Source organism: Paenibacillus contaminans, from assembly GCF_003285015.1.
GTDB classification, from domain to species: domain Bacteria; phylum Bacillota; class Bacilli; order Paenibacillales; family NBRC-103111; genus Paenibacillus_V; species Paenibacillus_V contaminans.
The window spans coordinates 1-26,920 of record NZ_QMFB01000037.1 but is presented as its reverse complement, the minus strand read 5'-3'; the positions used below and the strand labels follow the sequence as shown (position 1 = coordinate 26,920).

Here is a 26,920-nt window from a genome sequence, read left to right as displayed (position 1 = left end):
TCTACAACAGTTAATTTAGCGAATATTTTATATTATAGCATCATTAATTTAATTGCCATACCGAATAAACAAACAAAAACAAACAATACTAGCTTGTAATGCTCCGTTCATCCTCCGTTCATATTGCAACTGTATACTCATAGTGCAACAGAGAGAGGGAGGCACAGTTATGAATATGGCATGGAAAGAAATCAAGAAGAGTAAAGCGAAGTTTATTATTCTAGGCTCCATAATTTTTTTAGTTAGTTTTTTAACCTTTATCATATCGGGACTCGCCAATGGTTTATCACAAGATAATGCAGCTTTAATCAAGGATCTACGCGCTGGTCATTTCTATATGAATGAACAAGCCAATGAAACCTATAATCTTTCCAAAATAGATCCAAGTGTACAAGAAAACATCTTAAAGGAACATAAAGATGCGGCAGCACTTTCCATTCAGATGGGATTTGTGAACGATGCAGAGGACAAGCAGCATGGTGTTGCTTTTGTGACTTCAACCGAATCTACTTTGTTCGAGAACGTGAATCCGGGAGAAATTGTTTTAGATCGTTCTTTAGAGAAAGACGGTATTCAAGTAGGAGATGTATTAACAAACAATCAGTTCAGCGGTGAATTTAAAGTCATCGGATTTGCGGACCAGAAGAAATACAGCCACGCACCCGTTGCTTTTATCCATATGGATAACTATAAAGAAATGTACCGTGTGAATACGATGCAATTGCTTTTCATCCCAGGGCAGGATCAACCACAGTTTATTGACGGATTACAATCATTTTCAAATGATCAGTTTCTGAACACCATTGCGAGCTATAGTGCAGAACAAATGTCCCTTAATATGATTATTTGGTTTTTAGTCGCCATTAGCGGCATGTTGTTTGCGATTTTCTTCTATATGATGAATGTGCAGAAGATCGGATTATACGGGATCTTGAAAGCAATCGGTGTAAAAACAAGTACATTATTCCGTATGATGTGGGCTCAAATGTTCTTCATTACCGCAATCGCACTAGTATTATCCATCGCACTCAGTCAGGGCTTTAATAGGATCGCACCGCAAGGCATGCCTTTTAGTCTGACGATCGGGACAACCATTCAATTGTCGATCTTATTCTTAATCATTGGATTTATCGGTGCAACACTTTCCGGTCTTCAAATTCGAAAAGTTGAGCCGCTACAAGCCATACAGCAAGGAGATATCTAATATGACTACCTTCACAATACAAGACGTCCGAAAAACATTTACGAATGGCGAAGTCAACGAACAAGTATTAAACGGGATCAATCTTTCCCAACAACAAGGGGAAATAACGGCTCTCGTAGGTGCTTCAGGTTCTGGAAAAAGCACGCTTCTAACGATCGCAGCAGGTCTTCAGCGCGCATCTGGTGGACAAGTCATTTTCGAGGGAAAGAACATGACCGACATGACACAAGAAGGGATTCGCAAAATACGCGCCAGTCAGTTCGGATTTATTTTTCAATCCTCTCATCTCGTGCCCTTCCTTACCGTAGAAGATCAGCTCATGCTGATGCTTCATGTGTCAGAGACCAAAATGAGTAAACGCGAGCAAAAAGAAGAAGTCATAAAGGTACTCAAATTGGTCGGAATGGATCATCGTAAAGACGCCTATCCAGCCTCATTGTCGGGTGGGGAGAAACAGCGGGTTGCGATTGGTCGTGCCATCATCCACAAGCCAAAAATGCTATTTGCTGATGAGCCCACTGCAAGTCTAGACTCCAAAAGATCCAAGGATGTCATGATACTCATCCGTAATTTGACGAAAGAATTTAACATTACAACCTTACTCGTGACGCATGATGAAGAAATGCTCTCTTATGCAGACCATGTCATCACGATGAAAGATGGATTGATTATTTATTAACGAATAAGCACCTTCATTCTGAGGGTGCTTGTTTCTTATCAATGCTAAAAGCTCCGGGGGGAAGTTTTCCCACTGGAGCTTTTTTGCCGATGCTTTCGGTCAATTAAATAGTATCGTATTTGATACCAAATTTTTCTCCAAGTCATCTCTGCCGATTATCTGCAACAACGGATTTCTGAGGTTCGCCCACGATACAAGATCAGCCGGCTCTAATTTACCCTATTACATGAGCTCAATGACACAAAACAGGGTCCCGTCGGGTGTACTATTGCTAGGTCCCATGCCTGGGTATGGACCTAAAGGCTGAAGCGAGAGAAACTTATGCCAGGCTTCATGTGCTTGAGGGGAAATTACGACCAGGTTCGGCGGCGCCAGTATATTGCCATTTGCGTCATACTCGCCTTCTGCCAGTTCGGTGTCGCCAGGGCCGCCTAGAAAGAGCGGCCACTTGTGATGGATCGGCCACCCCAAGGGCACTGTTAAGTTGAATGGCGGCCCTTCAATCCGAGTTCGGTACCTCCCGATTTCCGGACGCGATGGGTTGTAAAGTGAGCTTCCAATCTTTACTAATAGTGGTTGGTCGGGCAAGTCAAAACGGCTGGACTCGGGTCGAGATCCAGGATCGTTGATCCCCTTCTCAAAATGCCAAAGCGGCATAGGCCAGTGGATAGGTATCGCCCCCGGGTATCGTTCCTGACAACGACGGACCTTTTGATCAACAGGAAAGGCCTGCGTTGAAGTATTGGTGACCGATAACGTGGCTGTACCAAACGCTGCTGCTACTGCCTGTGCTGACGGCCCAATCGGAACAGGCGGAGTTTGGGCAGGAAGTGGTGGAACAAGCCGCAGAGGCGGGGCGACCGGTTGCGCTAAGGCTACCGGACTTGCTTGAAGGGCTGCGCCGCCTTGAGTCCCAAACCCTGTAGCTAATGGGGGTTCTGCGAGAGGCACTGCTGCCCTCCCGCCACCCAGGATTAACCGTAGCGTAGGGGGCGGTGTAGGCGGCCGAGTAACTACGCTGGATTCGCTTGCCACTAGGCCACCTGCAGTTGACATTATAGCCTGCTCCCACCAAGCCGAATCTTGCATAGCCGCTTCCCAAGAAAGGATCCATGATTCTTTTGCACCGCTAACATCTCCACGGAACATAGCGTCGATAAATCGGGCATACTCCACCTCGTATGGGCGGGGCTCCCCTCTAGAATAGGACAGGTTTCCGGTGAATTGGTAGGCTGAATGATGTTTTAGAAATAAGTCCAAGGAGTCCGGACCGACTACGTACTCGTTGCGTCTAGCATCAGTACGATAAGCGATATAGTACATAACTCGGGGCGTACCTTCAACCGGATTGCGCACATTCGGGGCCAAGATGTAATTCCCCATACGAATATTGCTATTGTTGGGGACCATGACATTAAAGGGTAAGTTATTTTGCGTGAAATAAAGGGAGATGCCGTGAAACGCATCGGGGTCGGCGGGCAGTCTGGTTGAATCTTCAGGGAGCGAGTCCCTTTGAAGCATGCCATCGGTGGTTTGAGTAAGCCACGTCGACTTTCCTTGCTGGAGCACATGGGTCAGCTCATGGGCCAGTAAACGTTGTCCATCCGTGGTTTGCGGTGCGTATTCTCCATTCCCGAAAACAATATCGGTTCCGAATGTAAAGGCCCTTGCACCAATCAAGGCTGCCGCTCCCGCAGCGCGCCCGCCGGCATGGATGCGCACATTGTCAAAACCGGTGCCAAAACGAGTTTCGAAGAACTTACGGCTGTTCGACTGCAAAGGTGCTCCCTCCGTGCGAAGCCCTGCTATTACCTGATCGAAATCGGTTGGCACCGATAGATTGGACATAGCATCGCCCGCGGGTTTGCGAAGTATCTGGCTGGCCAATTTGTCGGATTTTAATGAAGTATACGAAGGCATTTGCATCACTTGATCCGCAACACGATCCGCTTCCCGCTCATAGGGGTCTCCTGGCTGATTCATCGTAAGCTTGGCCTGAACCCACATTGTCGGTTTGGATGTCCGGGCCTCTCCTCTACTCACCGTGGAGCGGGATCGAGTTTGTACTTCCATTGCTCTACTCATTGGGACCACTCCCGAAAAAAATATTTTGAGCAAGTGGTGAAGTTATTCGGCAACAACCTTTTCCTAATCGTGATCAACGGTCGTTTCATGGTGAGATTCAAAGCGGTTCTAGTTGTCAGATTGCGATAAATACCGAGCCTTCGGTCTTTTTGACAAGCTCATCTTCGGCTAATCTAGCCAACAATTTTTCCAAGTTATCTCTGCCAATCGGCTTCAGCAACGGATCTATCGATAGTTGATCCGATGTCCGCCCACGATACAAGATCAGCCGGCTCAGCACATATTCTCTGTACCAGAGATCATCTCCGTCAGCGGTCATATCATCCTTGTTCACCGATGGCGGAATGACCCAATATCGGATCATGTATGTTATCGCGGCTTCGTCGTTGTTAGAACGCTGGTCTTGCAGCAGGATTTGGAACGTAAATTTCTTCAAATCGTATATCGCGGTCAAGTTAACGTCTTTATCAATCAGGCGGCCCATAACGCCAAACTGCGACTTTTTGGAAATATATTCGACGGCAAGGTTAATGGCGCAAGGTTCTTTTATAGGCAGCTCAATTTCCGGGGAAATACGTGTACCGTTTGCCTTCACCTCTTTGAAAAGGACCCGACCCGTTATGACATCGTTGACTTGAACAGGCTCTGCCCCCTTACCAGGAATGGTAACTACAGCAACATTATCGTTCTGAGCTACCGAAACCCCATCGCCCACAAACTGAATGCTTGCAGCGGTTATGACGGTTCCGCCAGCGTCGGTCACGGCCACCTTTTGCGGTTCGGTCAGCACGCCGGACAGATTCGAAACATTGATTTCGTCTGAGCCGCCTTCTTGATGGCTTAAACCGTGGCGCAATAGCTTCCCTTCGAAGGAGTCTTCGAGACCGAAAAGCTTTGCGAGCAGCGGATTGCTATATACGTAAGTGCGCCCAAAATCCAAAACTTTTCCAATGGATCGATCCGCTTTTACCTCGATTTTGGCCAAGTAAATGAATGACTGCTCAGGAGCGACCCAACCGCCTTCATGCTGATCCGCGAAATGCTGTGCTGTGATTTGGTCGAAAATCTCCTCATGCGAATGGACGGAGACATCGCTGCCAGCAGAGTCAAGATCTTGAAGCGCACCATTATCGTCAAGATGCAATTTGCCAGTGATCGTCGCGACCATCTTCGCCAAGCCAGCTCTTACGACATAGGTGAGTTCGAAAACGGTTCCGGCAGCGACATTCGTCAGCTTAAACGCCAGATTGTCTTTGAATAAATAAGTGTAGGAGTCAGGCAGTTGCTCCTCAGCTTGAACGACAATCGTTTCGTCTGCCGGAATTGCCGCAAGAACGGTCAGACGGAGAACGACCTGGAATGCGTCATCCGCTTGAATCCACCTCGGTACGATGCGTACGAGATCTAACTTATCCGTATGCAACAGCGTCGTTGTTTCATGCCTGGCCCATTCGGGCTTATCGACTTTTGGAGCAATATTCGTAAGCCTGAGATTGTAGCCCTCCGCCATCCGGTTCGATTCGCATTCTTCGTGGCAGCAAGAACCATTCAAGACCGCAGGCATCGGTTCAATCGGACAATCCTTGTACGCCAAGGTCAAGTATAGAACTGGATCGTTTTCTGCGCCGGCCGGAAACACATCCAGATCGCGTAAATCGGGTTCGATAGGTTGCCCGACTACGATTTCTTTTCCCGCTTCATCAAGCCCTACCCCTGACTCGATATGGAGAACATGGTTATCGGCGGCTTTTACCCTTAACCCCCAAACAATGCCATAGCCATGAATCAGCCGGTTTAATAAATGGCGTTTCTCATTGAAATATCGCTGCTCGTCTTTGAAATCGCGGGTCGTCAACAGTTTGCCGGTAAAATAGTTGTTTCGCTGAAATACATGCTTTTGGTTATCGGTCATAGGCTAAGGCCCCCTCGTTCGAAATCAGATCACCTGAGAATGTCTTATTGAATCCGGCTATTTACAGTACCAAAATCTTGTGTTTTCGGGATCGCCCACCATTTTAGCGCAAACGAAGCCGGTTCCCGCGCCGCGCGGTTATCTGTCATACGAAAACGCAGCTTTTTTTCCTCTTTGAAGTAGATAGCGTTTACGGTGATTTCACTTGGATTGGCAGGCGTTAGTTCGTTTTCCGTCTCTAATCCATAGGAAAAAAGCGTGCCTTCCGGCAAATCGATGTCGATCATATCGGACAAGAAAACAGCGCCTCTTCTGCTGTGGCTAATCACAACCGTGCCCGAATACACCTGCATTGCTGCTCTGACCAGCACCATGCCATCAGCTTCTTGTACGGATAGTCCGTCGCCGAATACGATTCCTGTTGCTTGCGTTAGCTGCTTATCGTTGTCGTAATGGATGCTGACCTTTTGGGGATCGGACAGTAAGCCGCTCAATCCGCCTACGTCAATCGGATCGCTCCCTCCGGCTTGATGGGTTAGCGCGTGAGGAGGTAAGTGATCGAAACCCCTTCCCTCGCAGCCGAGAAGCTGGGCCAGGTAAGGATTGCTATATACATAGGAGCGGGAGCCGGAGTCGATCTTCTTGATCGCACCTGCAGCGCTTAGCTGTAAAGCAGCGAGGACGATGCCGGATGGTTTTTGATCATGCGAGTCATCGCCTGATAATTGGGCCAAATAGCCCTCAATCATCCGCTGATAGTAGGAAGCTGCGGGAAGAATCTCAACCGTACTTGCGGTTTGATCCGCTGGATCTTGTTCATAGATCAGAAGACGGATCGAGCCAGAACCTGGTTTGCTGCCTGCGCGAACGGTATATTTCTTCTCGACTTTCGTATTCTTAACGGCGTTATCCAATTGAAAGCGCAAGGAGTCCGAATGAATCACCGTGAAAGATGAGGGCAGCTGCTCGGTGATCTCGTAAGTCAGAATACCTGAGATCGTTTGTTTAACCGTCACCGAGAGTACGATTTCGAAAATATCACCTGGTTTCACATAAAGAGGAGCCGTTCGCTCAATGACAACACTATCGTTTTGAAAGACGACTTTCGTATCTATCATCAGCGAGCAAAGCTCGGCTTTAGGCACAGGTGCGGTCGTCGTCAGCTTAACATTAAAACCTTCTAAAATTTTATTTGCCTCGCAAGGATCGCAGCAACCCGCTGTCGCATGCACATGCTTACGCTCTCTGGCGCATTCCTCATAACTAAGCAGCAGATATACGGTCGTCTCACCGTCGATTTCCACCGGGTACCCATCCATGTCGCGGATGTCCGCAAGCTGATTGTAATCCCGGCTTACGACAATCTCCCTTCCACAGCTGTCGATCCCGACTCCCGCGCGAATCAGGATGCCGCGTTTGTCCGTACTTCCCGGAAGCAGTTCTACCTGTAAACCGTAAACGACGCCGGACCCATGGATGAAACGATTCAATAAGTGCCGCTTCTCGTTCAGATAATGCTGCTCCGTTTGAAAATCTCGCACCGTCATGAGCTTCCCGGTATAGTACCGGTTTCTTTCGAAGGCGTGCAGCTGGTGATTGGCCATGAACCCGGTTCCTCCTTTTACAAATTAAGCGAGCACCGTGTAGGCGCTTCTTAGGCTCGATATCTCAACTTGGCCGAAAGGCGAATCATTCAAAAGCACAGAATCGCGCGAAACGATGCTGGAATCGAATCGGGAATCCGGCTTGTTAAGCGTCGTGTTGATTCCGAGATACGTGTGCTGATCCAGATAGATGTATGGTTCCAGCAAGGTGACTCCTCCGCATGTATGCGCAGGCTTCTCGGTTTCGACGATGCGTCTTACCGTGGCATATTCGCTTTCCGTACGAATTTGTCCAGGCTTTAGCAGCACGCAAAAGTGATAGGGATCGCTGCCGAACAAACGCTCCAGCAGTTGAATGACGGCTTCGTCTTCTGCGCACCTAAGCTGATAATGCTCGACGATATAGGGACGCTCGCCTGTAAAGAGGCGGATCAACTCTTCCATGCCGTCTCTTGTTCCGCGCTGGCTGTATAGCTTAGGAATTTCGCGGACCAGGCCGCGCAGCCTGTCTTCCGGCCAATTCTCGTCGTATGCAACAGCGAGCCAGGATGCGAGCCATCTCAAGAAATCCCCGGATACACTGTCCGCATCGAACCAGCGGGCAATGGTATCGATACGCCGTTCCGATGCGGAAAGAAATGTCTCGAACAGCGATAGAAAACGTTCGAGGAAATCACGGTTATCCTCATCCTCTTGATAAACGGCTGGTAAATAACGCAAATAAGAGATTCGTGGAAAGACAGCTTGAATGCTGCGGATGATCGGCGATTGATTCCCGTTACCGATGAGTTGGATACGGACCCATAGATACCTTTCGCTGCGGTTACGAATGAGCAGCTCTTTAGGGTTCACGAGCGAGGACGACCAACCGTTTATTCCTTCCACATCCACCAAGTTCTCATTTGAAGTAAAGTAAGACACTTCGATTTGCGCGTCGTCAGGAATCCAGGCGTCGATCACCAGCTTGTGCCACGCCTTCCGATCTACCTCTTTCGTCTTATCGAAGGCTTTCGTATAATATGTACCTGTTGACAGCGGACTTCCAGACTTCCGATAAAGAACCTGTTCCAGCTTCAGCCCCGTGATCGTCCCGTTCTCACGATCGAGGATGTACAAGCGGCCGCAATCATTGAGCTTCAGTCTGTCCACATTGCCTCTATATGCGGCTATCGGTTCCTGGCTCATGCCTTGCTTATCAAACCGATGCACAAAGCGGTCTTCCTCCAGGCCATGCGGCTTCCGATTCTCGCCAACGAAGAAGGAACTGAAGTTGTCGATGGCTAGTCCGGAAGGAGATTGCAGCGGAATTTGGAATGCCGAATCAAACTGGCCGCCTTTGAACGCGATGATCTGTTTGTCCGCTACATCAAGGATATGCAATAACCCTTCCGGAGATAGGGTTAGCGCAACTGGTTGCTTCCCGTTCAGCTCGGCAGCCCCGATATCTTTCACGTGATTCCCGTTGGCATCAAAATGAGAGACAAGTTTACGATCCGTATCAAGCACGTAAAGCCATCCATCCAATGAGACTACGAGTTCATCAGGATGAAAAGAAAGACCACTGCCGAATGCTTGACCGTTGGCATCAGTCGACTCCCCTACTCGCCATATCAACTGTCTATTAGTTTCGGCAAATCGTAGCATGCGGTTATAACCTTCTCGAGAAGTAACGATAATTCCGCCTTCCGCATAAGCGATTGCCGTCGGTTCGTCCGCGCAGTAGTCATGGAGGCAAATCCATTCCTCGAAGCGTGATTCCAGCAGATCGTATTTGTATACAAAGCGTGCTTTCCCGTCCAATAGATAGAGCGTTTGGCATGGACCAACAGCGGCATCTGTCAAAGAGAAGCCTAGAGGCAGCTTCTTTGAATCGACCACGTACTCAAGGGCATATCGCTTCACTTTGCGCAGCGAAATGCCTTCTTCTCCTTGCGGCTCGACATCGTGAAGCCGACCTTCTATCCAAGCCTCCCGATGATTGACCGTCAGAAACAAAAATTCATGTTCCTCGTTTATCGCCATAGCAACCTCCGTATGGTCCGCAGTCCGCCTCGGCGGAAACAACTTCGATAAGGTGCGAATCGGAGTAAACCAAGCTGTGCGGAGGAATCATGACATTCCCCTCCGTATCTTGCCGGATTCCTTTGCCAGAGGCAGTCATCCTGACTTGGTGCACGCAATCGACGCCCTGAACTCGGCCGATAACATCGTAGATTTCGGACAAATAGATAGCCCGGCCAAACGACCACCCCGTTCCATCGGCACCACCGGTCAACGGATGCATGAAACGCAGCAGAGCGGCGACGGCTCTTTGTCTGACGGCTTCCGCATCATAGCCAGGCTTGATGCGTATTCCCGCTTCTGCCGATGATTTCACATAGACCGGCGGCACCACGCATAATCTCGTTGTCAGCAGTCGATGCGGATGAAGATGCCGGCATACGTTGTCCAGAAATCCTTTGCTTGGCATCGGATTGGCATATTCGCTGTATGGCACGACAACAACCGTGACGGTTCCCGGGGACGATGTTCCGCTCGAATCCGAATTCGGAATCGCTTTTGCGCGCGCTACCCGTAAACCAGGCGTAGACAACGCAAGCGTTTCATAATCTTCCGAGGTGGCGGCGCTATGTGCAAGACGCAGTTGTTTTCTTGCCCGGATCTTGGCATTTGCCAAAGATTCGCTGTCCGTTCCGCCAACTGCCGGGATAACGTTATCGACCGTAAGACTTGAGAACAATGCGTTCGAACGGAGCCATCGCGTGATGGTGTGAGCGCCGATATTACCTTTGTCACCAGAGCTGGTTTGGTAACGAGACACCATGATGCTGCCGATGCCGGGAGAACTGCTGCTTGCAGGCTTCGGTATCGCTCCGTTAATGCCATCACCGAACAGGATCCGGCCCGTCTCCGGCTGCAGAACATAATGCTTGTCTTTCGGACCCGAGGCATCCAGCGAGTCGACTTGCTTCCAATCGATCCATTTCGGTAGGTCATTCGTCTCTTCGTAGACTTGAAGCTTCATCGATTTCGGCAATACCGGACTGGCGGTAAGATCAAAGTATTGTCCGGGAAGGCCATTCGAGCTGCCGGCTATTTCGTCTAAGATCGTTACCCGTTGAACGGCTGACACGGTATTAAGAAGAATCCGGTCAATCAATGGGGACAGTTCGTAACCGGCCGTTCGAACCGTAGCGCGTATCCATATCAAATCTTCTTTGAACCGGTCCACGGTACGTCGAAGCGAATCTCCCGGCGCGCGTATAACCAATCTGCCGCTGCACGACAGCATTCTCGTATTGTCCGAAATGACGATAAGCGGTGACCATTTACCCCCATTGGCTGCTGAAAAATACTCCCACTCGAGCTTTGCCGATGGATGGATCGGCATACGCCGGCTTCCGTTAGCGCCTACGCCTCTCGCAATCGGGTAATCTTCAAATAAATGAAAGGTAATGGATATAGGCTCATCTGCAGGAAAAGGATCATTGAATCCGAGATACAGCTTGTTTCCCGCTTCCGCCCCTTGCCCGAACGCATGAAAGTACAAGCCTTCGCGACCGTTTGCATCGGAATGATCAGCGGCGCCTGAAGGCTCGATTCCGATGACTTTCTTAAGCTTGACTGAGGTCGCGAGTAGCGGCTCTTTCGTTTCGAACACGACATCGTTATCTTCGGTGGTCAACGGCGTCGACTTGGGAATGAGTATCTTCGCACTCATGTTAATGCCGTCATTGAATGCGAGTGTCACATCCGTAATGGCAGCTTGAGCAGCTTGAGGCATCTGGCCAATCAGCTTCAGAAATTTAAGTTCGTTGACATCGCGGACTTGGTCCAAGTAATAGTGCTGAAGCTCGGATAACCAGGAAAAGAGCTCGATAAACGTCATGCCTGGATCGTGCGCGTTATGGTCCGTCCACCCGGGGGCAACCGAGGGGATTTTTTTTCTTGCATCTTCTACGAGTTGCTCGTATGTTCGATCATCTAATCTTGGTAAAGGCAGCATGTGCTCCCCCCTCTCATCGCGCTCCGGTTACAGGCAAGCTCGTTACGGTCAACTTATGTTCGCCGCTGTAAATCAACAGATACGGCACGGTTCGAATATCCATCGACGTCTCCGGCGTTACGGAAATTGAAGTTCCGGTCACCGCGTCTCGAATCGTCATACTGAGCTCCTCAACGTGGTCCACATTGCGATCCGCCTCGAACAGCGTATAGAAATCACTTAAGCAAGGCAGCTTTCCAAACTCCCAGCCCCGTCCATCCTTACCGCCTGTCAACGGATGCAAATATTCGCTTACCGTTCGGTGTGCCGATTGCGAGACGATCGGGACGTCATCAAACGAGCTTACGACTAGCCGTGCGGATACCGAGACTTCCGCGTAGAGCGGGCCAAGCGCTTTAATATGCCGCGGAGATGAAATAACGCTCGGCGCCCTTTCGCGCAAATACGCTTCTACTTGCCGGCGAAGCTGCGGTGAAGGGCTTGGCTTGGCCTCGGCGCCTTGCGGGACGAGAATCACGGTCACCCAGCCGGATTCATGCTCGCCTCTATCATTGAAATTCGGCAAGCATTTCACTTTTGTTATGCCTTGAGCAGCCTGCAGTGTCAGATGCTCGTAGTCTGATGCCGAGACCGCACGATTTCGGATTCTGAATGAGCGCGGTCCCCGTTCCAGCGCTTGTTCGAGCAACTCGGTATCGAAGCCGCCGCCAAACGGGTAAGGATTGCTTGCGCGATCGACATAAGCAATTGACGTTCGCATGATTTTGATCTCATTCGCGCCGATGTTTCCCGCGGTTCCTCCGCCTGCAGCATAGTCGGCCTTGATGTTGTCGGAACCGATTGACGGAATCTTGCCGTGGTTGTCATCGCCGAATTGGATGCTGCCGAAGGTCCGATCGATTTCATAATGACGTCCATTTGGAGTGGAGTCCTGAATATGCTCAATCGGAGTCCATCGTACCCAGAATGCCGTTGTATTGCCGGCCTCATCTTTCGTTTCCCTAACCTGCGCGGCCGGATCATCTCTTAATGATTTGCGTTCTTCCTCTGTGAGTGTGCGAAGCTCATCCACAAAGATGTCTTCCGTAAGGACCGGAAATTTGCTGAACGAGAACGTCTGCGATGCATTTCCGCTGCTAGAGCCTAAACGTTCTGCCGTTATGCTCTCAGCATGAGCGGTCATAACCGTGTTGATATGTATGCCGTTCATCTTCGGAGACGGTGCGAGATTCGTGTTCGCATTATGCGGGAAGCGCGGATCAAATAGAGTAAAATCTGAACAAGGCGCCGGTCCGCATGTACAATCCTCTCCCCTTCCTTCTTTCTCCGCGGCCGCTTGAATAATCCTGATCTTCCTATTTATTCGCAAAGCAGTGCCTAGCGGGTCGGCTGAACGGTAACGATCCTCGACATCTATTGCGCGGATCCAATACAGCGATTTGCCGAATTGCACCGAAGCCGAAAAGTCGTTCTGCCCGATGAACGCCACGCATCCACTTTGCGTCATATGTTGCGTATCGTCCGAAACGTCCAGCCTCGCCCAACCTTGATGAACTTGATTATTGCGGTAATACTCCCACTCCAACCGGGGAAAGGCGGCTTCGGTGTAAGCTTGATCCTGCAAGTTGACATACATGCTGATCGGTCCTTTTAACGGAGGCTTGTCGAAGCCAATATACAGACATTGATAAGCGTCGGCCCGTTTGTAAAAGGGCTGAGCCATTTTTCCGTTAGCCCAATCGGTGGTTCTCTCCTGGAAATCCAAGTTGTTGTGGGTGAAGATGTACTGCGCATTCGACTTGTCATTGCTTGTATAGGTAAATCCGATACTCTTAAGTTGAGGTTCTAGTATGGATGTGCGATCGATATTACCGTCGGATGGAGTATATTTTTCTCTACCGTAGTCGCCGCTTACGATTCTGCACCGAATCCAATAATTCGGTTGGCCGTTAACGGTCGTTTCAGCGATATTTGTCTGATTTTTGAATTGAATCGTCCGAACCGAATCATTGATCTTATTATCAACGACTCGAAGACTCACCCAGCCCCTGCCATCCCAATATTCCCAAGAGAGCTTGACCAGGGCATCATTGTAGATATCACTTTGTACACGGAAGCTGAGCGTAACCGTTGCTCCTTTTTTGGAGAGGGCCTCCTGATTCGCTAAATAAAAAGTATCGTAAGTCCTCGGCGTCGTTCCGAAGGGATAGATTGGATCTTCAGACAAATTCAGCGGGATGTTATTGTAAAAAGCTAGATCCGGCGGCAAGGGCGTTAACTTCTCAACCGAAAAATGCAGCGAGTCGAGCAGCACATCCTCCGCTTCTTCGATCTGGCCTGGCTTGACGATACCCCGAATCCAGCGGCTCTTGATGCCATTCACTTCATTTAGTGTGAGCGGAGTACCAGCCTTCTTCTCTAGATCAATGTAATTCTCTTTGCGCACCGCATCGAAGGGTAACCATTCGTCAGCCGTTGCATATTGCCAGTCGAGCTCGGCCAATAATTCGAGCTGCCGATCGGTTAACGTCCTCCCGACGAAATTCAGCCGAATTCGAACGTCTGAAATGACGTTGAATAGGTCGTTATGACCTAGATAGATCGCATGTTCTTGAAGATCGGTCTCGGCGAACAACTCGAACGGCTCGCTGGCTTTCCCATCCCATAAACCGGAAGGCGCCTGCGTAATCATATTCGCGCTAGGCATATACGTAAACGCCTCAGTCGGCTTAGCCGGTGTTGCCATGATGGGCCTTTCGGTCTCAAAGACGATTGGGCTGCCTCCGTTCGAAGCTGGTGCCGCGATCTGTGTTCGCGCAGGAATAAGCACGGGATCACGCGCTCCCGCACTTAATTCAAACGTAACCGGCCCTCTGGCCTGACTAGCCGGCTGCAGCTTCATTCCGAGCATGTTCAGGAAAGCGATGAAGTTTTTATCCGGCACCCGATTCAGCCGCTGAATAATGCCGGCGTACATCCGGGCAAAGATGTTCATCAGCGCCGTGCCGCTATCTTGATTCGTCGCAGGCAGCCATTCCGGTGTGTAGTAGGGGGCCAGCTCTAGCATTTCCTTTACGATCGCGTCGATGTCTCTTGCGTCCATGATTGGGGCTTTCATCGCTTCACCACCAGGCCGATAGTCGTTCAACCTTCTTTTAAATAAAACGGAAATACGAGATTATAAGACTGGTTCGTCGATCGAACCATGAACTCGATATCAATAATTAGCTGTCCGAGGTCCAGCAAAGCGGGTTCTTGCGACACCGTTACGCCGATCACCTGGATGCGAGGCTCCCACCTGATCAGCGCCTCTTTAACGCTGGATTCCATTAACCCGATGGTCGCTGTATTCAACGAGGCGAACACGAAATCGTGAATGCCGCAGCCGAAATCGGGCTGCATGACCCGCTCACCTTTGACAGTGAACAGGATAATCCGTATGGATTCCTCGATATCCTGCTCGTGCGAAGACATTGCGATCTTCCCGGACAGTCCGTCGACTTTGACGGGAAACCGCCAGCCGGTACCCAAAAAATCGTTTGCCATCTCGATCCCTCTCTTATCCGATCATGACATTTGGTGCTCCGGACAATATCGAATTCGGTGGACCGCCTTCTACGATGACATCTCCGAGTCGAGCCGCAGGAAGTGAATTAATGTACACGGTGGCACTTCCGACGGTGACCGTGCCTACACTGTGGGGATTAGGCGAAGTTACAGGACAAGCATGCGTATCCGATATAGCACGCCAGGCTGGCATCCCGCCGATAAATACGTTCACGCTTCCCGGACCTGGCCCGAGCGGCGTTCCATGGCCTGTCATATCACCTACTCTTGCGGCTGGCGGCATATCGTTCACTCCTAGCGTCAGTTAATGTTTACCATCGCGCCTTGAATCGTGAGGGCTGCGCCTGCTTTGATCGTTAATGTGGAGCCTGCGTCTATTTCGATCGTTTGCGATTTCAGCACGAGACGCATGGTACTTTCCATCACGATTTCATTCGCATTGGAATCAATGACGATGGAATTGGATCCGGTTTGGTCGACAATTTCGATTTTCTCTGACGCCGACGTATCGTCCAGTGTAATCCGATGACCGGATTTCGTATGCAGAGTAACCTTCTCCTTGCCGCTCTTGTCGTCGAAAATGATCTCGTGTCCGCTGCGCGATGTGATTTTTCGGATATCGTTATTGCCATTTCCGTTCTTCTCCGGAGGTGCATCCTGACCGTTCCAGAGCGCTCCGATCACGTAAGGATGGTCGATATTGCCCATTTCGAAGGCGACCAGTACTTCATCTTCGACTTCCGGCAAGAAGAAGCTGCCACGGCCTCCGCCGGCCATTAATGTCGCGATTCGGGCCCAATGGCTTTCGTCATCTCCTTTGCGCCACGGAAATTGCAGCTTTACCCGTCCCATGTTCTCCGGGTCTTGATTGTTGGTCACGATTGCGATTACGACACCTTGCATTTGTTCGCCGCTCTGTTCGCCATTTTGCAATAACTCCATCAAGCTCATAGCGCATTCTCCTTGATATGAAAAGTCGTCGTGTACCCGGAGCTGCCGATCGTATGCGTGCTCTTCTCGATGTAATACGCTTTGCTGAATCGCTTGCCGAGTCCCTCGAGCTGAATTCGGGTTCCCGGTTTAATCTCCGGAATGCCGATCGATTCACCGCTTCCTTTGATCAGCCCTTCTGCATGCTTGTTCAGAATCGATTTCGCGAGCTGATCCGCCTCTTGCTGCGAGAATACGGGGTAGCGCGCGTTCTCGCTGATCTTGTCGGTGGCCGATGTCGACACGAGCTCGCCTCCGCTTTTCTCTTTGGACTGCTTGCCGGCTTCGTCTCCAACCCGGGCGGTACCGATAATTTCTTTCTTCGCTTTCGGGTCCCATCCGCGCACTTCCACTTCCTGGACCTGTCCGGCAAAGTTAAGCTCGGGTTGAAAGCTGATGAGGTTCTGCTTCCAAGCCAAAGTCAGGAGAGGATCGCTGTCTAGGGCAGGTTTGCGGAAATAGAGCGTGTCGCCGAACACGTAAAATTCGAAGTAGTTTTTTTGCGCGAGCGTTTGTACCAACTGGTAATCGTTTTTACCGGAGTCTTTCGAAATTTTCGGATAGATCACTTTCGTATCGTCGACGACGCTTTTAAGCCCGTATAGCTTTGCGAGCGATGCGGCAATTTCGCTGTGAGTCATGTCGTTCCAGGACTTCGGCTCTTTCTTCTGCATCAGCAGGTTGGACAGATCGAGTCCGCTGACTTCCAAATGCGGATTTCCGCTCGACGGAAATTTAGTCGTGATCGAGGTGACCATCCCGACTAGCATGAGCTCCAGCTTGTCCGCGTAGCCCATTTTGATCGTGATTCGTTTCGTCGCTGGAAGGAACGAGTCGATCCATTTCAAATCTGCCGCGACATCATCGAAGGCCAAATCGATGGTAAAGGAGAAATGGTCGGCTTCATCTAACGCCAAATCGACCGTTAAATTGGAGATGACCATACCTGCCTTTAAAAGGTTTCGGCCTTCGATTTCGATGACGAATATTGGTGCGTAGAAGTGGTTGTATTTGAGCTCCAATTTCTCGAACTTCATGCGATCACTCCACAGGTGGGATGGAAATCTGCTGGCCCGGCGGCAGCTTGCGCGGATTGGTTATGCCGCTGGCTTTCGCGATGTCGCGCCACTTGCTCGCATCGCCATATTGCTGCTCCGCGACTGCGGCTAATGTCGTGCCAGATTTGACGGTGACTTGCCTGATCTGATCGAAAGGTGCGTTTTCGGCAATCTGTTCAATAATGGGTTTGTATTCTTTGAACGATACGTTTAGCGTGGCGCGGACGGGAATGCCCGTTCCGAGAAACATCGTAAACTTCTGCGACACTTTCTCGATGACGCCAACGAACTGGAGCTTGCCCCAGACGAACTTGCATACCGGTGGTGCATGCAAGCGCTGATCGATATCAAGCAGTGAGACGACTTTCCCCGTATAGGTCCGCACGTCCTCCCCCTGCTCATAGGAGTCGAAGAACAAATCCATCGACAGTGTCTGCGCATTGCCGCTGGTGAATTGCGTAGCAGGTACGGACCTGCCGGGAATGGTGACCGACTGGTATTGGTTTGCCTTCTCGATGGAATATTCCGTCGGATTGAACAAGACCTTCACGGGCTCCCCCTTAGGGGCGCCCATCTCGTCTAGGGGCTGAATGAGCGCTTTTTCTAATGCCACGGGAACCTCCGGAAATTCGGCCTAGTAACCTTTTCTTTGTCGTTCAAGCTTCAGCTTGCGTTCGATCGCTTGATACACTTCATCGGATAACCGCTTCATATCGATAAGCGGCGTCGTACTCTGCATAGTCGGCTGCGGTGCCGGGGACGCTTCAGCCTCACTTCTCCTCTCGGGTTGCATGAATGGAGGACGGTCATCTCGTTCCGTTTGAGGCTTCGCCAATTCCAATGATACAGGTTTCGAGTAATTAAACGAGTATGATGCATTCGTTCTTGAGCGAGAATAGCGATTTGCCGTCGTTGCCGAGTCGAAGTTGAATTGATTAGTGCGCCAATCGGATTGGAAACGTGCCAGGGTCCGTACATGCGATTGCGAGAATCGATTGGAGCTTATGCGAGATGCTTGAAGAATGGTTCGATGCATGGAGGGATGATCATGATGATGAAAAGAATGAAATTCGCGTTTCTTGCGAGCGAATTCATCATGAAGCGATATATCAGACGAGCTTCTCTGTATTGCACCGATCGCCGTTCCGCTATGAAAGGCATTGTTAACCTTCCATAGCGGCTGGAGGAAAGTTGTCGCGAATGAGCTGGTTGTTCGATTTATTGCAAATGGAGAAAAAGTCCGCTGCTCCAGCCGATGATTATGGTGATTAACATGAAGATGAAGACCAAGGTTCCAGTTCCAGGACGGAATTGGAACCGGTGCTATCTCACGCCTCCGGCTAGGCGAAACGTGCTGCCAGCGAAAGGACGGCGGTTTGAGAAAGATAAGATTCGGCAAAACGGCCTTTCTTCTTTGTGCCGTCTGATATTTGCTCGTAATCTGCTCCGCGAATTCAAATGGCGTCATCGTCAACCATCCTTGCTGAAGCCGTTATGTACGAGCTCGACCGACTCGAAAGCGATGCTCCCGCTGTCGGCTTTGAACTCCGGTCCGGCCCATTTGACGGGATAAGCTTGACTGAAATTCCATCTCCAGCTTTCGTTTCCGGAAGCGTCGAGCACGATCAAGGACCCGTTTCTGCGTTTGATCTGCCCGTTCGCCGTGGCGTTGAACCAGTTCCAGAGCTCTACGGAGTTTGTCAGCCCCCGCTTTAGAATGAAATTCGGATACTTGGTCGCTTTTGGAAGCTTATGCACGTAACTGTTGAGTCCGCCTTCGCGGTAATCTTCCGTTTCCGTTTCGGCTTGAAGGCCTGACACCTCGGAGAATCCCCCGACGATCATCCCATCCAGTTCGACGCGAAACCGAAACGCTGCAAGCGGATCTCTTCGTTCGGCCGTTGCCATAGTAGTATCCTCCTAGAGCTTCAGCTCGTTGCTGGGCTCCTTGTTCAATTTCCTGTTGATGCCCGAAATTTCCTCGCACCAGCGCACGCGTTCCCGATGCTCCAAATGCATGATCTCCGTATGCGGCCAGTGAAAATAATAAGCGATGAAGGCTACCTCCTCGTAGAGCTTGTCAAGAGGATAGCCGGTTAAGCTTCCCCCGCGGCAGCTACCTCGACGGCAAATTTATTCTCGCAGCGCGGGCATTCCGTTTCTACGCCGGTAGAACCGCTTTCATTGATTTGCCGATAAAGCTGTTGAAGATAGGCCAAATCCGCAGAGAACAGCCCTTCTATCACGCCAGGGTTGATGTCTTGCACATCGCCGAGCTTCGTAATGACGCGCGAAAGCAGAATGACGGTCAAATAAGCTGGATTCTGCTGGACCCGAGGGTCCTTGAGCGGTAGAATTTCGTCCGCCGCAGTTGCAAGGCGCATTACGCCTTCGCGGTGAAGATTTCCATGTCTGTCGACATATCCTTTAGGCAGCACAAATTGGAATTCGGTTATAAAAAACATGGACAGTCTCCCTTCTCTCATTCAAAATCTTAACTGACTCTCGTCATGCCCTCATGAACGATTTCAAGTGATTCGATGGCGATTTCGTTACCCTTGGCGTTGAAATCAGGGGCGTCGTATTTGGTCGGCCACGCGCTGACGAAGTCCCAGCGTGCTTTGTCTTTGCCGGCTTCGTCTACGACGATAATGGACATGTTCTTGCGCTGCACGTTTCCGCTTGCGGCTTCTTTATGCCACCGATAGAGATCCAGGGAATCGGTTTGACCCCATTTCAATGTAAGGTTGCCGAATTTGGTCAATCCGGAAAGTTTGCGCATATGGGTAGGATCGCTGCCTTCTCGGTACTCAATCACATCAATCGTCGAGTCGAACCCGGTGGCATCGCTGAACCCTGCCTGCTGAATGCCGTCGATCTCCACGCGGAACCGGAAATTTCTTAACGGATCTCTACGCTGACCTGTTGCCATCGTTGATCACTCCTAAGTTTCAGTATTGGTTAGGCTTCATTAATTTCGAGGCCTGAGGAGACTTGAGCAATTCGGAAAATAACGAATTCAGCCGGTTTTACGGGAGCTACGCCGATCAGCACAATAAGTCGGCCGTTGTTGATGTCATCTTTAGTCATCGTAGAGTCATCCACTCGGACGAAGAACGCCTGTTCTTGTTTCGTACCCATCAGCGCCCCGTCCCGCCACACGCGGGTAAGAAACTCGTTCACGCTGCGTCTTACTCGAGCCCACAGCTTTTCGTCATTCGGCTCGAACACGACCCACTGCGTACTTTGGTCGATAGACTGCTCCAAGAAATTAAACAGCCTGCGTACATTGATATACTTCCAGGACGAATCACTAGATAACGTGCGGGCTCCCCATACGCGAATGCCACGGCCCGGGAATGCGCGAATGACATTCACGCCTCTCGGGTTCAAAATATCCTGCTCTTGCTGCGTAGTCTGGAACTCCAGCTCTACCGCTCCGTTTACGATCTCATTGGCCGGCGCTTTGTGAACGCCGCGTTCCGTGTCCGAACGGGCGAAAATACCAGCGATATGCCCGCCTGGGGGTATCGTGATCCTTGTCCCGCCGGTCGGATGAACGATCTTGATCCACGGATAATAGAAAGCGGCGTTTGGTTTATCGTAATCGTCACGCGGCTTGATGTCATCGATGTTGGACATGCCTATTTTTGAATCGATGATGGCAAATCGTCTTTTTGCCTCGCAATGTTCGATGAGCTTATAAGTTAATCCGTCTACGTCTTGTGAATTAGGCGAATACACGATTGATATTTCATCGATCTCGGTGAATCCGGCCAATCCTTTACGGTTAGGCTTGCTGGAATCCTCTCTCGTGAAGTCGGCTAAGAACAGCGGTGTATCATTAACGATCCGATATTTGGAGTCTGCTGAAGGAGGCGTTGACCAATTTGGCTCAATCGTTGCGGTTGTGTTTGTCCCATCATAAGCCTTCATTTTACGGACTTGGTCTTTTCCAGTTCCGTCGATAATCTTAATAGACATGCCGTTATAAAAATCATTAGTCGTGGAGGCATTCGTATCTAGTTTTATCGTGGTCGCCGTTCCACTATCAGCTTTGCCTTCCAGAGTGAATGTATCTGTGCCGTCATGCAAATAAGCAATAAGTGACCGATTAATGATTTGATATTGGGAATCTGCTTTAGGGGAGGTTGCCCAATCACTATCGACTGACGCAGCACGTTTCGTTCCATCATAAGCAGTGATCTTCTTCTTCTGACCTTTACCAGTACCATCTATGATTTCGATCGACATGTTTTTGTAGGCATCGTTATCTGGGCTGGCAGCGGCGTCTAGCAAAATCGTATTTGATGGCGCGCCTGCTGCGAGTCCTTCGATTTCTTTTGTTACGATCTGATAGTTTGAAGTATTATCAGGTGGCGTTGCCCAATTGGAATCGACAGTTGCTGTGTTATTCGTCTCTTCATATGAGATGATTGTCTTTCTCTCGCCTACACCGGTACCAGCGGTTATCGTAATGGTCATATCTTTATAGGCATCATTTTTTGGTGATGTATCTGCCGGTGCCAGCTTAATCGTATCTGCTGCACCACTGTCCGCCTGCCCGATGGTGATTGTCTTTTCTATCATATATTGGGAATCATTTGCCGGCAGCGTTGCCCAATCGGTATCGACCGTTAAGGACTTGTTCGTTCCATCATAGGCCGTTATAATCTTACGCTGTCCCTTGCCAGTCCCGTCAATAATCTCGATAAACATGTCTATATACGCATCTTTTTCTGTTGATGCAGCTGCATCAAGAATAATCTTGTTTTTGACTATGCCAGCCGCTGTTCCTTCATTTACCTTATCGTCAAAGAATGGATCCGGCTCCGATCCGGAATCACTACCCATTTTAGACAACACGATTAAATTGGAAATGCCGTTAACCTTAGTTTCATAATAATCCGGCGAAGTAATATCAACCTTGACATTATCGAACACTTCCGTTATCGAGGGTCGCGGAGTTGTTTTTGTATCCTTAACGGGATTAAATAGTTCCTTTGGCAACTCATTCCTCCAATAAAAGACACTGATTTTAAATCCTTTGATCGAAGCGGGCTCGAGTAGCACGGCAATCCGGTTTCCCCACACGCCTTCTCCGATTGCCTTTACCGTAAGTGCATTCGATCCATTTGTCTTTAATCCCAGCTCTGCCGGGTCTGCCCCTGCTTTCACAATCCTGCCGATGTAGCAGCGTTTGCCGCCGTTATCGAAGAAGCCCTGCACCGCGAATGGCAAATATTGATTATCTGCCATTAAGCCGCCATAGATTCGCTGATAACTGAGCCAACTTGTAATGAGCCGTGGCGTTGTCGGACCACGTTCCGTCTCGCCCAAGAAACCGGCGGTGCTTGTCGACACCCCTTCAATGGGCTTGCTGCCTAGCTCGATCTCTTCCACATAAACGCCAGGCGATAAGTATTCAGGCATTGCCGCGTTCCTCCCTCGTTATGATCGTCCCGAATCGTTAACGTCATAAAATGTTGATTGCAATATTCGCTTTTGTACCCGGGCCGGATTGTTCTGCCGTGCCGATTGAATTTGGAGCGGGGATACGATGTAACAAACGGAAGGTCTCAAATTCAAACTCGAGAAAGCCGTCCATATATCGGATAGCTCGGGTACCATAACTGGATTTAACGTAATTCGCAAATTCTGATCGCTGCCGGCTAATCCTCCTTGAAGTGATTCGTCTCCAAGCGAAGCGTTGTCATGCAGCACGCTCATCGCCCTGCCAAGGATTTCGTGTTCTTCTAGCGTCCGCTCTGTTAAATCTGACGCTGTCGAGTAGGCGGTCAGCATGTAATAGAGATCGAGAACGAGCGGCGGCATTCGAAAAGGTCCTTCTTGCGGGAAAGACGTGTCTTGAAATCGCATATACGGATTTTCCAGTACATTGTACATAAATAAGGTAAGTCGAGTTGGCGTTGCTACTTCAGTTAGATCTGCTGGAGAATGAAGTTTGATAGAGTCTGGACTCAAATCATCCAGTTTATCTCGCAGCAGTTTGATCAATGTGGACCCAACATCGGCTATCGCTGTTCCGCTCACGCACGTTTCCCTCCCAGCAGGTCGAAATAGGGTCCGAAAGCTTCTTTCGAGGTCAATTTACCCATCTTGTCCAATTCGCGTCTTAGCGAGCGAACGATATGCGCCATTCCGATCGGTTCTTCGTCTTTGGCAGCGAGAAAAGCGGCTGACAGAACGACGTTCTTAATATGACCGCCGGCCATTTTGAAGTTTTTCGCTAGAAATGCATAATCAATGTCGTCGCTAAGGGGAGCCTCTTTCGGAAACATCATTCTCCAAATATTCAGCCGGTTGCTCTCATCCGGCAGCGTGAGCTCGATACTGAATTGCATGCGGCGAATAAAAGCTGCGTCCAAATTCCCGTACAAATTCGTCGCCAAGATCGTAATTCCGTCGTACTCCTCCATTTTTTGCAGCAAGAAAGCGATCTCCATATTGGCATGACGGTCCAATGCGTCTTTCACTTCGGTTCGTTTGCCGAAAAGCGCATCGGCTTCGTCGAAGAACAAGATGGCAAAGCTCTCCTCTGCCTCTTGAAAGATGCGATGCAGATTTTTCTCCGTTTCCCCAATATACTTGCTGACGACTTGCGAGAGATCGATACGGTAAAGATCTAGGCCCAATTCATTCGCGAGCACTTCGGCGGCCGTCGTTTTCCCTGTGCCCGGAGGGCCGTGCAGCAATATATTCAAGCCTCTTCCCCGAGCCAACCGGTGCTGGAATCCCCATTCGCCGTGTACGACACGGCGGTATTTGACTTGATCGATCAGTTCTTGGAGGCTTGCGGCTTGTTCAGGCGTCAGAATTAGATCCTCCAGCTTACCAGTTGACGTCAATTTGTCGGCCAGCCGATGTTCGTGATCATGATTCGTTTGCAAGTAACAAGCATGCTGCAGGTCTTTCATGCTGATGCGTCCATGCTGCGGATCCCGCCATAATGCCATACTGCGTGCGGCGAGCAATGCATGTTGAATTCGGCCGGGAGAGAAGCGGAATTTCTCAGCTAGCGATTCGAAATCGATCGGTACCTCTAGGCGAACTTGCTTGGACATTCGTTCCCATAGATTTTTCCGCTCTTTCACATCCGGCAACGTAAATTCAACCTGAAAGCACATACTGTCCCCTCTTATAAGCAACGAGGAGCAAGATTTCAGACCTATCATAAATGTCAAATTTGGAAATCGTTCGATCGAATCCAGCAATGCAGCGATTTCTTTAGGATATTGATTCGGAGATGAGAGCAATGCATCTGTATGCAGGAGACATAAGGCAGCAGGGTGAAGCAGTACTTCGCGGCATAGTAGAAACAAGTTGTCGGCAAATGCTGCCGGTTGATGAAGCATGTTGGCAATATTGCCAATGATGAGCGATACCCCGAGTTCGCGGCAGACGGCTTTAACCGTGCTTAATTTCCCGGAACCAGCTGCGCCGAATAAGTCAAACAAGAGCTTGCTGGTTAGCTGTCCATCATTGGTAAGCTGAGCTCGAACAAGTTTTAGAAGACGGCGTTGATGGTCATCATTAAAACAGTTCGTTTCTGTTTCCGATTGTGGATCGGCAACATGCGCTACTGCTGCCAAACGGCTGTCAAGTTGATCGATTCCAATTAGGAAGTTGACGATTTGCGTGTCTACGTAGAGCGAGCGTTGAAGCAGATAATTGGCATTACCCGGGTCCGTAAATCGCAATAACCGATAGTTCATCAACTTTGTGTTAGCATCGAAAATCGATTGCGCAAACAAGCATCCGCCTTGGAAGATGGAAAGCAGTCGTGTAGCTAATTCGACGGTAGGTTTGGTCTGGTATCCAGGTTCCTGTAACTGAGCGTACAAGTTGCCGAATTTGGAGTCCAACTCTGGTGCGAGGGCAATCATTAGTGCCATTTCTTCTAATTCGGTTAACTGGACGAGCTGTGATAGATAAGGAAGATTCAAATGAACCCCGTTGAGCCTGCTCAGATTTATTCTTTGTCTGATGATGGCTTTTTCAAGTTCAAGCGGTTCCCGTCCCATGTTGCTCGAATCGGAATTCTCCTTTTCCGTTATTCGATTCATGTGTACTTGGATGAGGAGATCTAGCAGCATTAGCATGTCTAATAGGTACTCCGAATTGTTGGTGTAGGGTGCCTTTACGCAGCCTTCCATGGTTGCGGATTGCCGAAACAGATCCATTAAGCAGCTGATGAACCTCCTTAAATTAAGATACGTACTGTATCAAAATAAACAGGGTACTATCCTAGCATAGACCGAAGCAGCATAGATGCATCTATTTGTTGATAGTGATAGTACTCAGCTTTACCTATATATTCAGTCAAATGTCTTTTTATACCAAGATGCTCAAGTGCCTATTTTTGATACTGTTTTAGCGTATCGTTATCGTCAAAATATGGTGCAATTCTACAATGCATCTTCCTTGAAAATCTACTTTTTAGTTCAATTGAGTGACGATTAGTGTTTTGGTCACACTTTTTGAAAATCGAATAAGGGATTCATTTGTCGCTTACTCCTGTGGGATACCTACAGGATTTTCGTGGCCCTTAATGAGATAATGTTTTTGTCATGCGACAATCAGTCAGTCGGATATGAGAATAAAAAAATCGCCAGCTTGTGAGTGAACAGGGAGCAGCTGCCGCGGCGATCTGCTCCCTTATATTTGCACTATCGTACCCGCTAGCGTAATAACCTGTTGCACACAATCGATAACAATTTCGGAGCTGAACCGCCGGCAAAAATCGTCAGATTACGAACAATGAAAATAAAGCAGCTCCGGACATATATGTCGGGTCTGCTTTGAACGATGCTTTACTAGCTCTATTGGGTTCTCATGCTGCCATACTTTTAGCTTAATCCTAAATGCCGCATTACATCCGGTCGTTGCCTAAACAAAATAATATCTTGTCTAGCTTCTTCTTCTAACGCCAGTATTTTTTCGTCATTTAATTTATATTCATTTCTTAATATTTCTTTATACTCACTAATTTTCGGATTATTATTTAATTTATAATACATTTTAAATAACGCTTCATCATCATCTTTGTATTGGTTAAAAAATGATGGAAGTTTAGTTTGAATGTCTAATTCTTTTATCCTCTTAATTTCTTCAATAGCTTCTTCGTAACGATTCAAATAAACTAATGCCCATCCTTTATATAAAACACAACCANCTTCATCATCATCTTTGTATTGGTTAAAAAATGATGGAAGTTTAGTTTGAATGTCTAATTCTTTTATCATCTTCATTTCTTCAATAGCTTCTTCATAACGATTCAAATAAACGAATGCCCATCCTTTATATAAAACACAACCAAAATATATAGAAGTTAAAGCTTTTGCTTTTGCGCTAGAAGTATCGACAGGAATATAACTCATCATACGATTACAAACTTCTAATACTCCTTCGTAATTACTCATTTTCAGATATAACTGTATCAGTTTTTCTCCTACAGTTAAATACTCAGAGTCTAACTCATACGCTTTTTCATAGTATTCCTTAGCTTTTTCTAGTTTTTCCTCTTTCCAATAAATATCACCTAACAGCTCGTAGTTTTCTTTAAAATTGGCATCTAATGCAACCGCTTCTTCTACATAACGTTTGGCAGCATCAGTATTCATGCTTTCATAACTTTCATAATAGGTGAATGCCAATTGATACCTGTAAGTTACATTCTCCGGATATTCATTGTTTATTTGGTGTAGAATCGCTAAGGCTTGAGCAAAATCACCGTTATTTCTATACTTTTTGGCTGCGGAAAGTTGTTTTTTAACTTCTTTTTCGTTCATCTT

Annotated in this window: 22 protein-coding genes and 1 pseudogene; 2 read left to right on the top strand and 21 right to left on the bottom strand. The window is 48.9% G+C overall.

The genetic code is table 11. The annotated features are described in order from the left end of the window. Positions 1 to 169 precede the first annotated feature (169 nt). Together DQG23_RS36090 and DQG23_RS36085 are read left to right on the top strand one after the other, a co-directional pair. Entirely contained in the window at positions 170 to 1,204 is a 1,035-nt protein-coding gene (locus DQG23_RS36090; RefSeq protein ID WP_113035907.1) for an ABC transporter permease, read from the top strand. A gap of 1 nt (position 1,205) precedes the next feature. Then, positions 1,206 to 1,883 carry an ABC transporter ATP-binding protein gene (locus DQG23_RS36085; RefSeq protein ID WP_113035906.1) on the top strand — a complete coding sequence of 226 codons (678 nt, stop codon included), beginning with the start codon at positions 1,206 to 1,208 and terminating at the stop codon, positions 1,881 to 1,883. Positions 1,884 to 2,105: 222 nt separating this feature from the next. On the opposite strand, the gene DQG23_RS36080 is transcribed toward DQG23_RS36085, so the two are convergent. From DQG23_RS36080 to DQG23_RS35985, 21 genes and pseudogenes are all read right to left on the bottom strand, one after another. Continuing rightward, a complete protein-coding gene (locus tag DQG23_RS36080; protein ID WP_113035905.1) occupies positions 2,106 to 3,968 on the bottom strand; it encodes an eCIS core domain-containing protein in 1,863 nt (620 codons plus the stop codon). Between the two features lie 115 nt (positions 3,969 to 4,083). Beyond that, entirely contained in the window at positions 4,084 to 5,880 is a 1,797-nt protein-coding gene (locus tag DQG23_RS36075) for a hypothetical protein (RefSeq protein WP_113035904.1), read from the bottom strand. A 44-nt stretch (positions 5,881 to 5,924) separates the two neighbouring features. Next, the gene (locus tag DQG23_RS36070; RefSeq protein ID WP_113035903.1) at positions 5,925 to 7,484 is read right to left on the bottom strand and encodes a hypothetical protein; all 1,560 of its coding nucleotides are present in this window, start codon (positions 7,482 to 7,484) and stop codon (positions 5,925 to 5,927) included. Between the two features lie 24 nt (positions 7,485 to 7,508). Next, positions 7,509 to 9,506 (bottom strand): phage tail protein, encoded by a 1,998-nt coding sequence (locus DQG23_RS36065; protein WP_113035902.1) that lies wholly within the window; start codon positions 9,504 to 9,506, stop codon positions 7,509 to 7,511. Next, complete coding sequence (locus DQG23_RS36060) at positions 9,484 to 11,490, bottom strand: putative baseplate assembly protein (RefSeq protein ID WP_113035950.1); 2,007 nt, start codon at positions 11,488 to 11,490, stop codon at positions 9,484 to 9,486. Before DQG23_RS36060 ends, DQG23_RS36065 begins: the two co-directional genes overlap by 23 nt. A gap of 13 nt (positions 11,491 to 11,503) precedes the next feature. After that, entirely contained in the window at positions 11,504 to 14,608 is a 3,105-nt protein-coding gene (locus tag DQG23_RS36055; RefSeq protein ID WP_113035901.1) for a putative baseplate assembly protein, read from the bottom strand. A gap of 26 nt (positions 14,609 to 14,634) precedes the next feature. Beyond that, entirely contained in the window at positions 14,635 to 15,036 is a 402-nt protein-coding gene (locus tag DQG23_RS36050; protein WP_113035900.1) for a GPW/gp25 family protein, read from the bottom strand. Positions 15,037 to 15,049: 13 nt separating this feature from the next. Further along, positions 15,050 to 15,313 (bottom strand): PAAR domain-containing protein, encoded by a 264-nt coding sequence (locus DQG23_RS43975; RefSeq protein WP_238178210.1) that lies wholly within the window; start codon positions 15,311 to 15,313, stop codon positions 15,050 to 15,052. Positions 15,314 to 15,357: 44 nt separating this feature from the next. Continuing rightward, positions 15,358 to 16,008 (bottom strand): phage baseplate assembly protein V, encoded by a 651-nt coding sequence (locus tag DQG23_RS36040; protein WP_113035898.1) that lies wholly within the window; start codon positions 16,006 to 16,008, stop codon positions 15,358 to 15,360. Next, positions 16,005 to 17,084: a phage late control D family protein gene (locus DQG23_RS36035; RefSeq protein ID WP_113035897.1), complete on the bottom strand. Its 1,080-nt coding sequence runs from the start codon at positions 17,082 to 17,084 to the stop codon at positions 16,005 to 16,007. The genes DQG23_RS36040 and DQG23_RS36035 overlap by 4 nt, the downstream gene beginning before the upstream one ends. Positions 17,085 to 17,088: 4 nt before the next feature. Continuing rightward, positions 17,089 to 17,718: a CIS tube protein gene (locus DQG23_RS36030; protein ID WP_113035896.1), complete on the bottom strand. Its 630-nt coding sequence runs from the start codon at positions 17,716 to 17,718 to the stop codon at positions 17,089 to 17,091. Between the two features lie 21 nt (positions 17,719 to 17,739). Beyond that, positions 17,740 to 18,573, bottom strand: coding sequence for a hypothetical protein (locus DQG23_RS36025; RefSeq protein WP_113035895.1), 834 nt, complete (start codon positions 18,571 to 18,573; stop codon positions 17,740 to 17,742). 2 nt (positions 18,574 to 18,575) lie between these two features. Continuing rightward, on the bottom strand, positions 18,576 to 19,013 hold the full coding sequence (locus DQG23_RS36020; protein ID WP_113035894.1) for a phage tail protein: 438 nt from the start codon (positions 19,011 to 19,013) through the stop codon (positions 18,576 to 18,578). A gap of 12 nt (positions 19,014 to 19,025) precedes the next feature. Further along, on the bottom strand, positions 19,026 to 19,238 hold the full coding sequence (locus tag DQG23_RS43630; RefSeq protein ID WP_113035893.1) for a DUF6760 family protein: 213 nt from the start codon (positions 19,236 to 19,238) through the stop codon (positions 19,026 to 19,028). Then, a complete protein-coding gene (locus DQG23_RS36010) occupies positions 19,202 to 19,570 on the bottom strand; it encodes a phage tail assembly protein (RefSeq protein WP_113035892.1) in 369 nt (122 codons plus the stop codon). Before DQG23_RS36010 ends, DQG23_RS43630 begins: the two co-directional genes overlap by 37 nt. 29 nt (positions 19,571 to 19,599) lie before the next feature. Beyond that, the gene (locus tag DQG23_RS36005) at positions 19,600 to 20,037 is read right to left on the bottom strand and encodes a phage tail protein (protein WP_113035891.1); all 438 of its coding nucleotides are present in this window, start codon (positions 20,035 to 20,037) and stop codon (positions 19,600 to 19,602) included. A 29-nt stretch (positions 20,038 to 20,066) separates the two neighbouring features. Further along, positions 20,067 to 22,538, bottom strand: a complete 2,472-nt coding sequence (locus tag DQG23_RS43280) for a phage tail sheath family protein (RefSeq protein ID WP_113035890.1) — start codon at positions 22,536 to 22,538, stop codon at positions 20,067 to 20,069. 18 nt (positions 22,539 to 22,556) lie between these two features. After that, positions 22,557 to 23,159 (bottom strand): Pvc16 family protein, encoded by a 603-nt coding sequence (locus DQG23_RS35995; RefSeq protein ID WP_158560878.1) that lies wholly within the window; start codon positions 23,157 to 23,159, stop codon positions 22,557 to 22,559. Further along, on the bottom strand, positions 23,156 to 24,253 hold the full coding sequence (locus DQG23_RS42395) for an ATP-binding protein (protein ID WP_158560877.1): 1,098 nt from the start codon (positions 24,251 to 24,253) through the stop codon (positions 23,156 to 23,158). Before DQG23_RS42395 ends, DQG23_RS35995 begins: the two co-directional genes overlap by 4 nt. 465 nt (positions 24,254 to 24,718) lie before the next feature. After that, positions 24,719 to 25,282: pseudogene (locus DQG23_RS43895) on the bottom strand (hypothetical protein); the annotation flags it as partial. A gap of 693 nt (positions 25,283 to 25,975) precedes the next feature. Next, positions 25,976 to 26,749: a tetratricopeptide repeat protein gene (locus tag DQG23_RS35985; RefSeq protein WP_475113936.1), complete on the bottom strand. Its 774-nt coding sequence runs from the start codon at positions 26,747 to 26,749 to the stop codon at positions 25,976 to 25,978. Positions 26,750 to 26,920 lie beyond the last annotated feature (171 nt).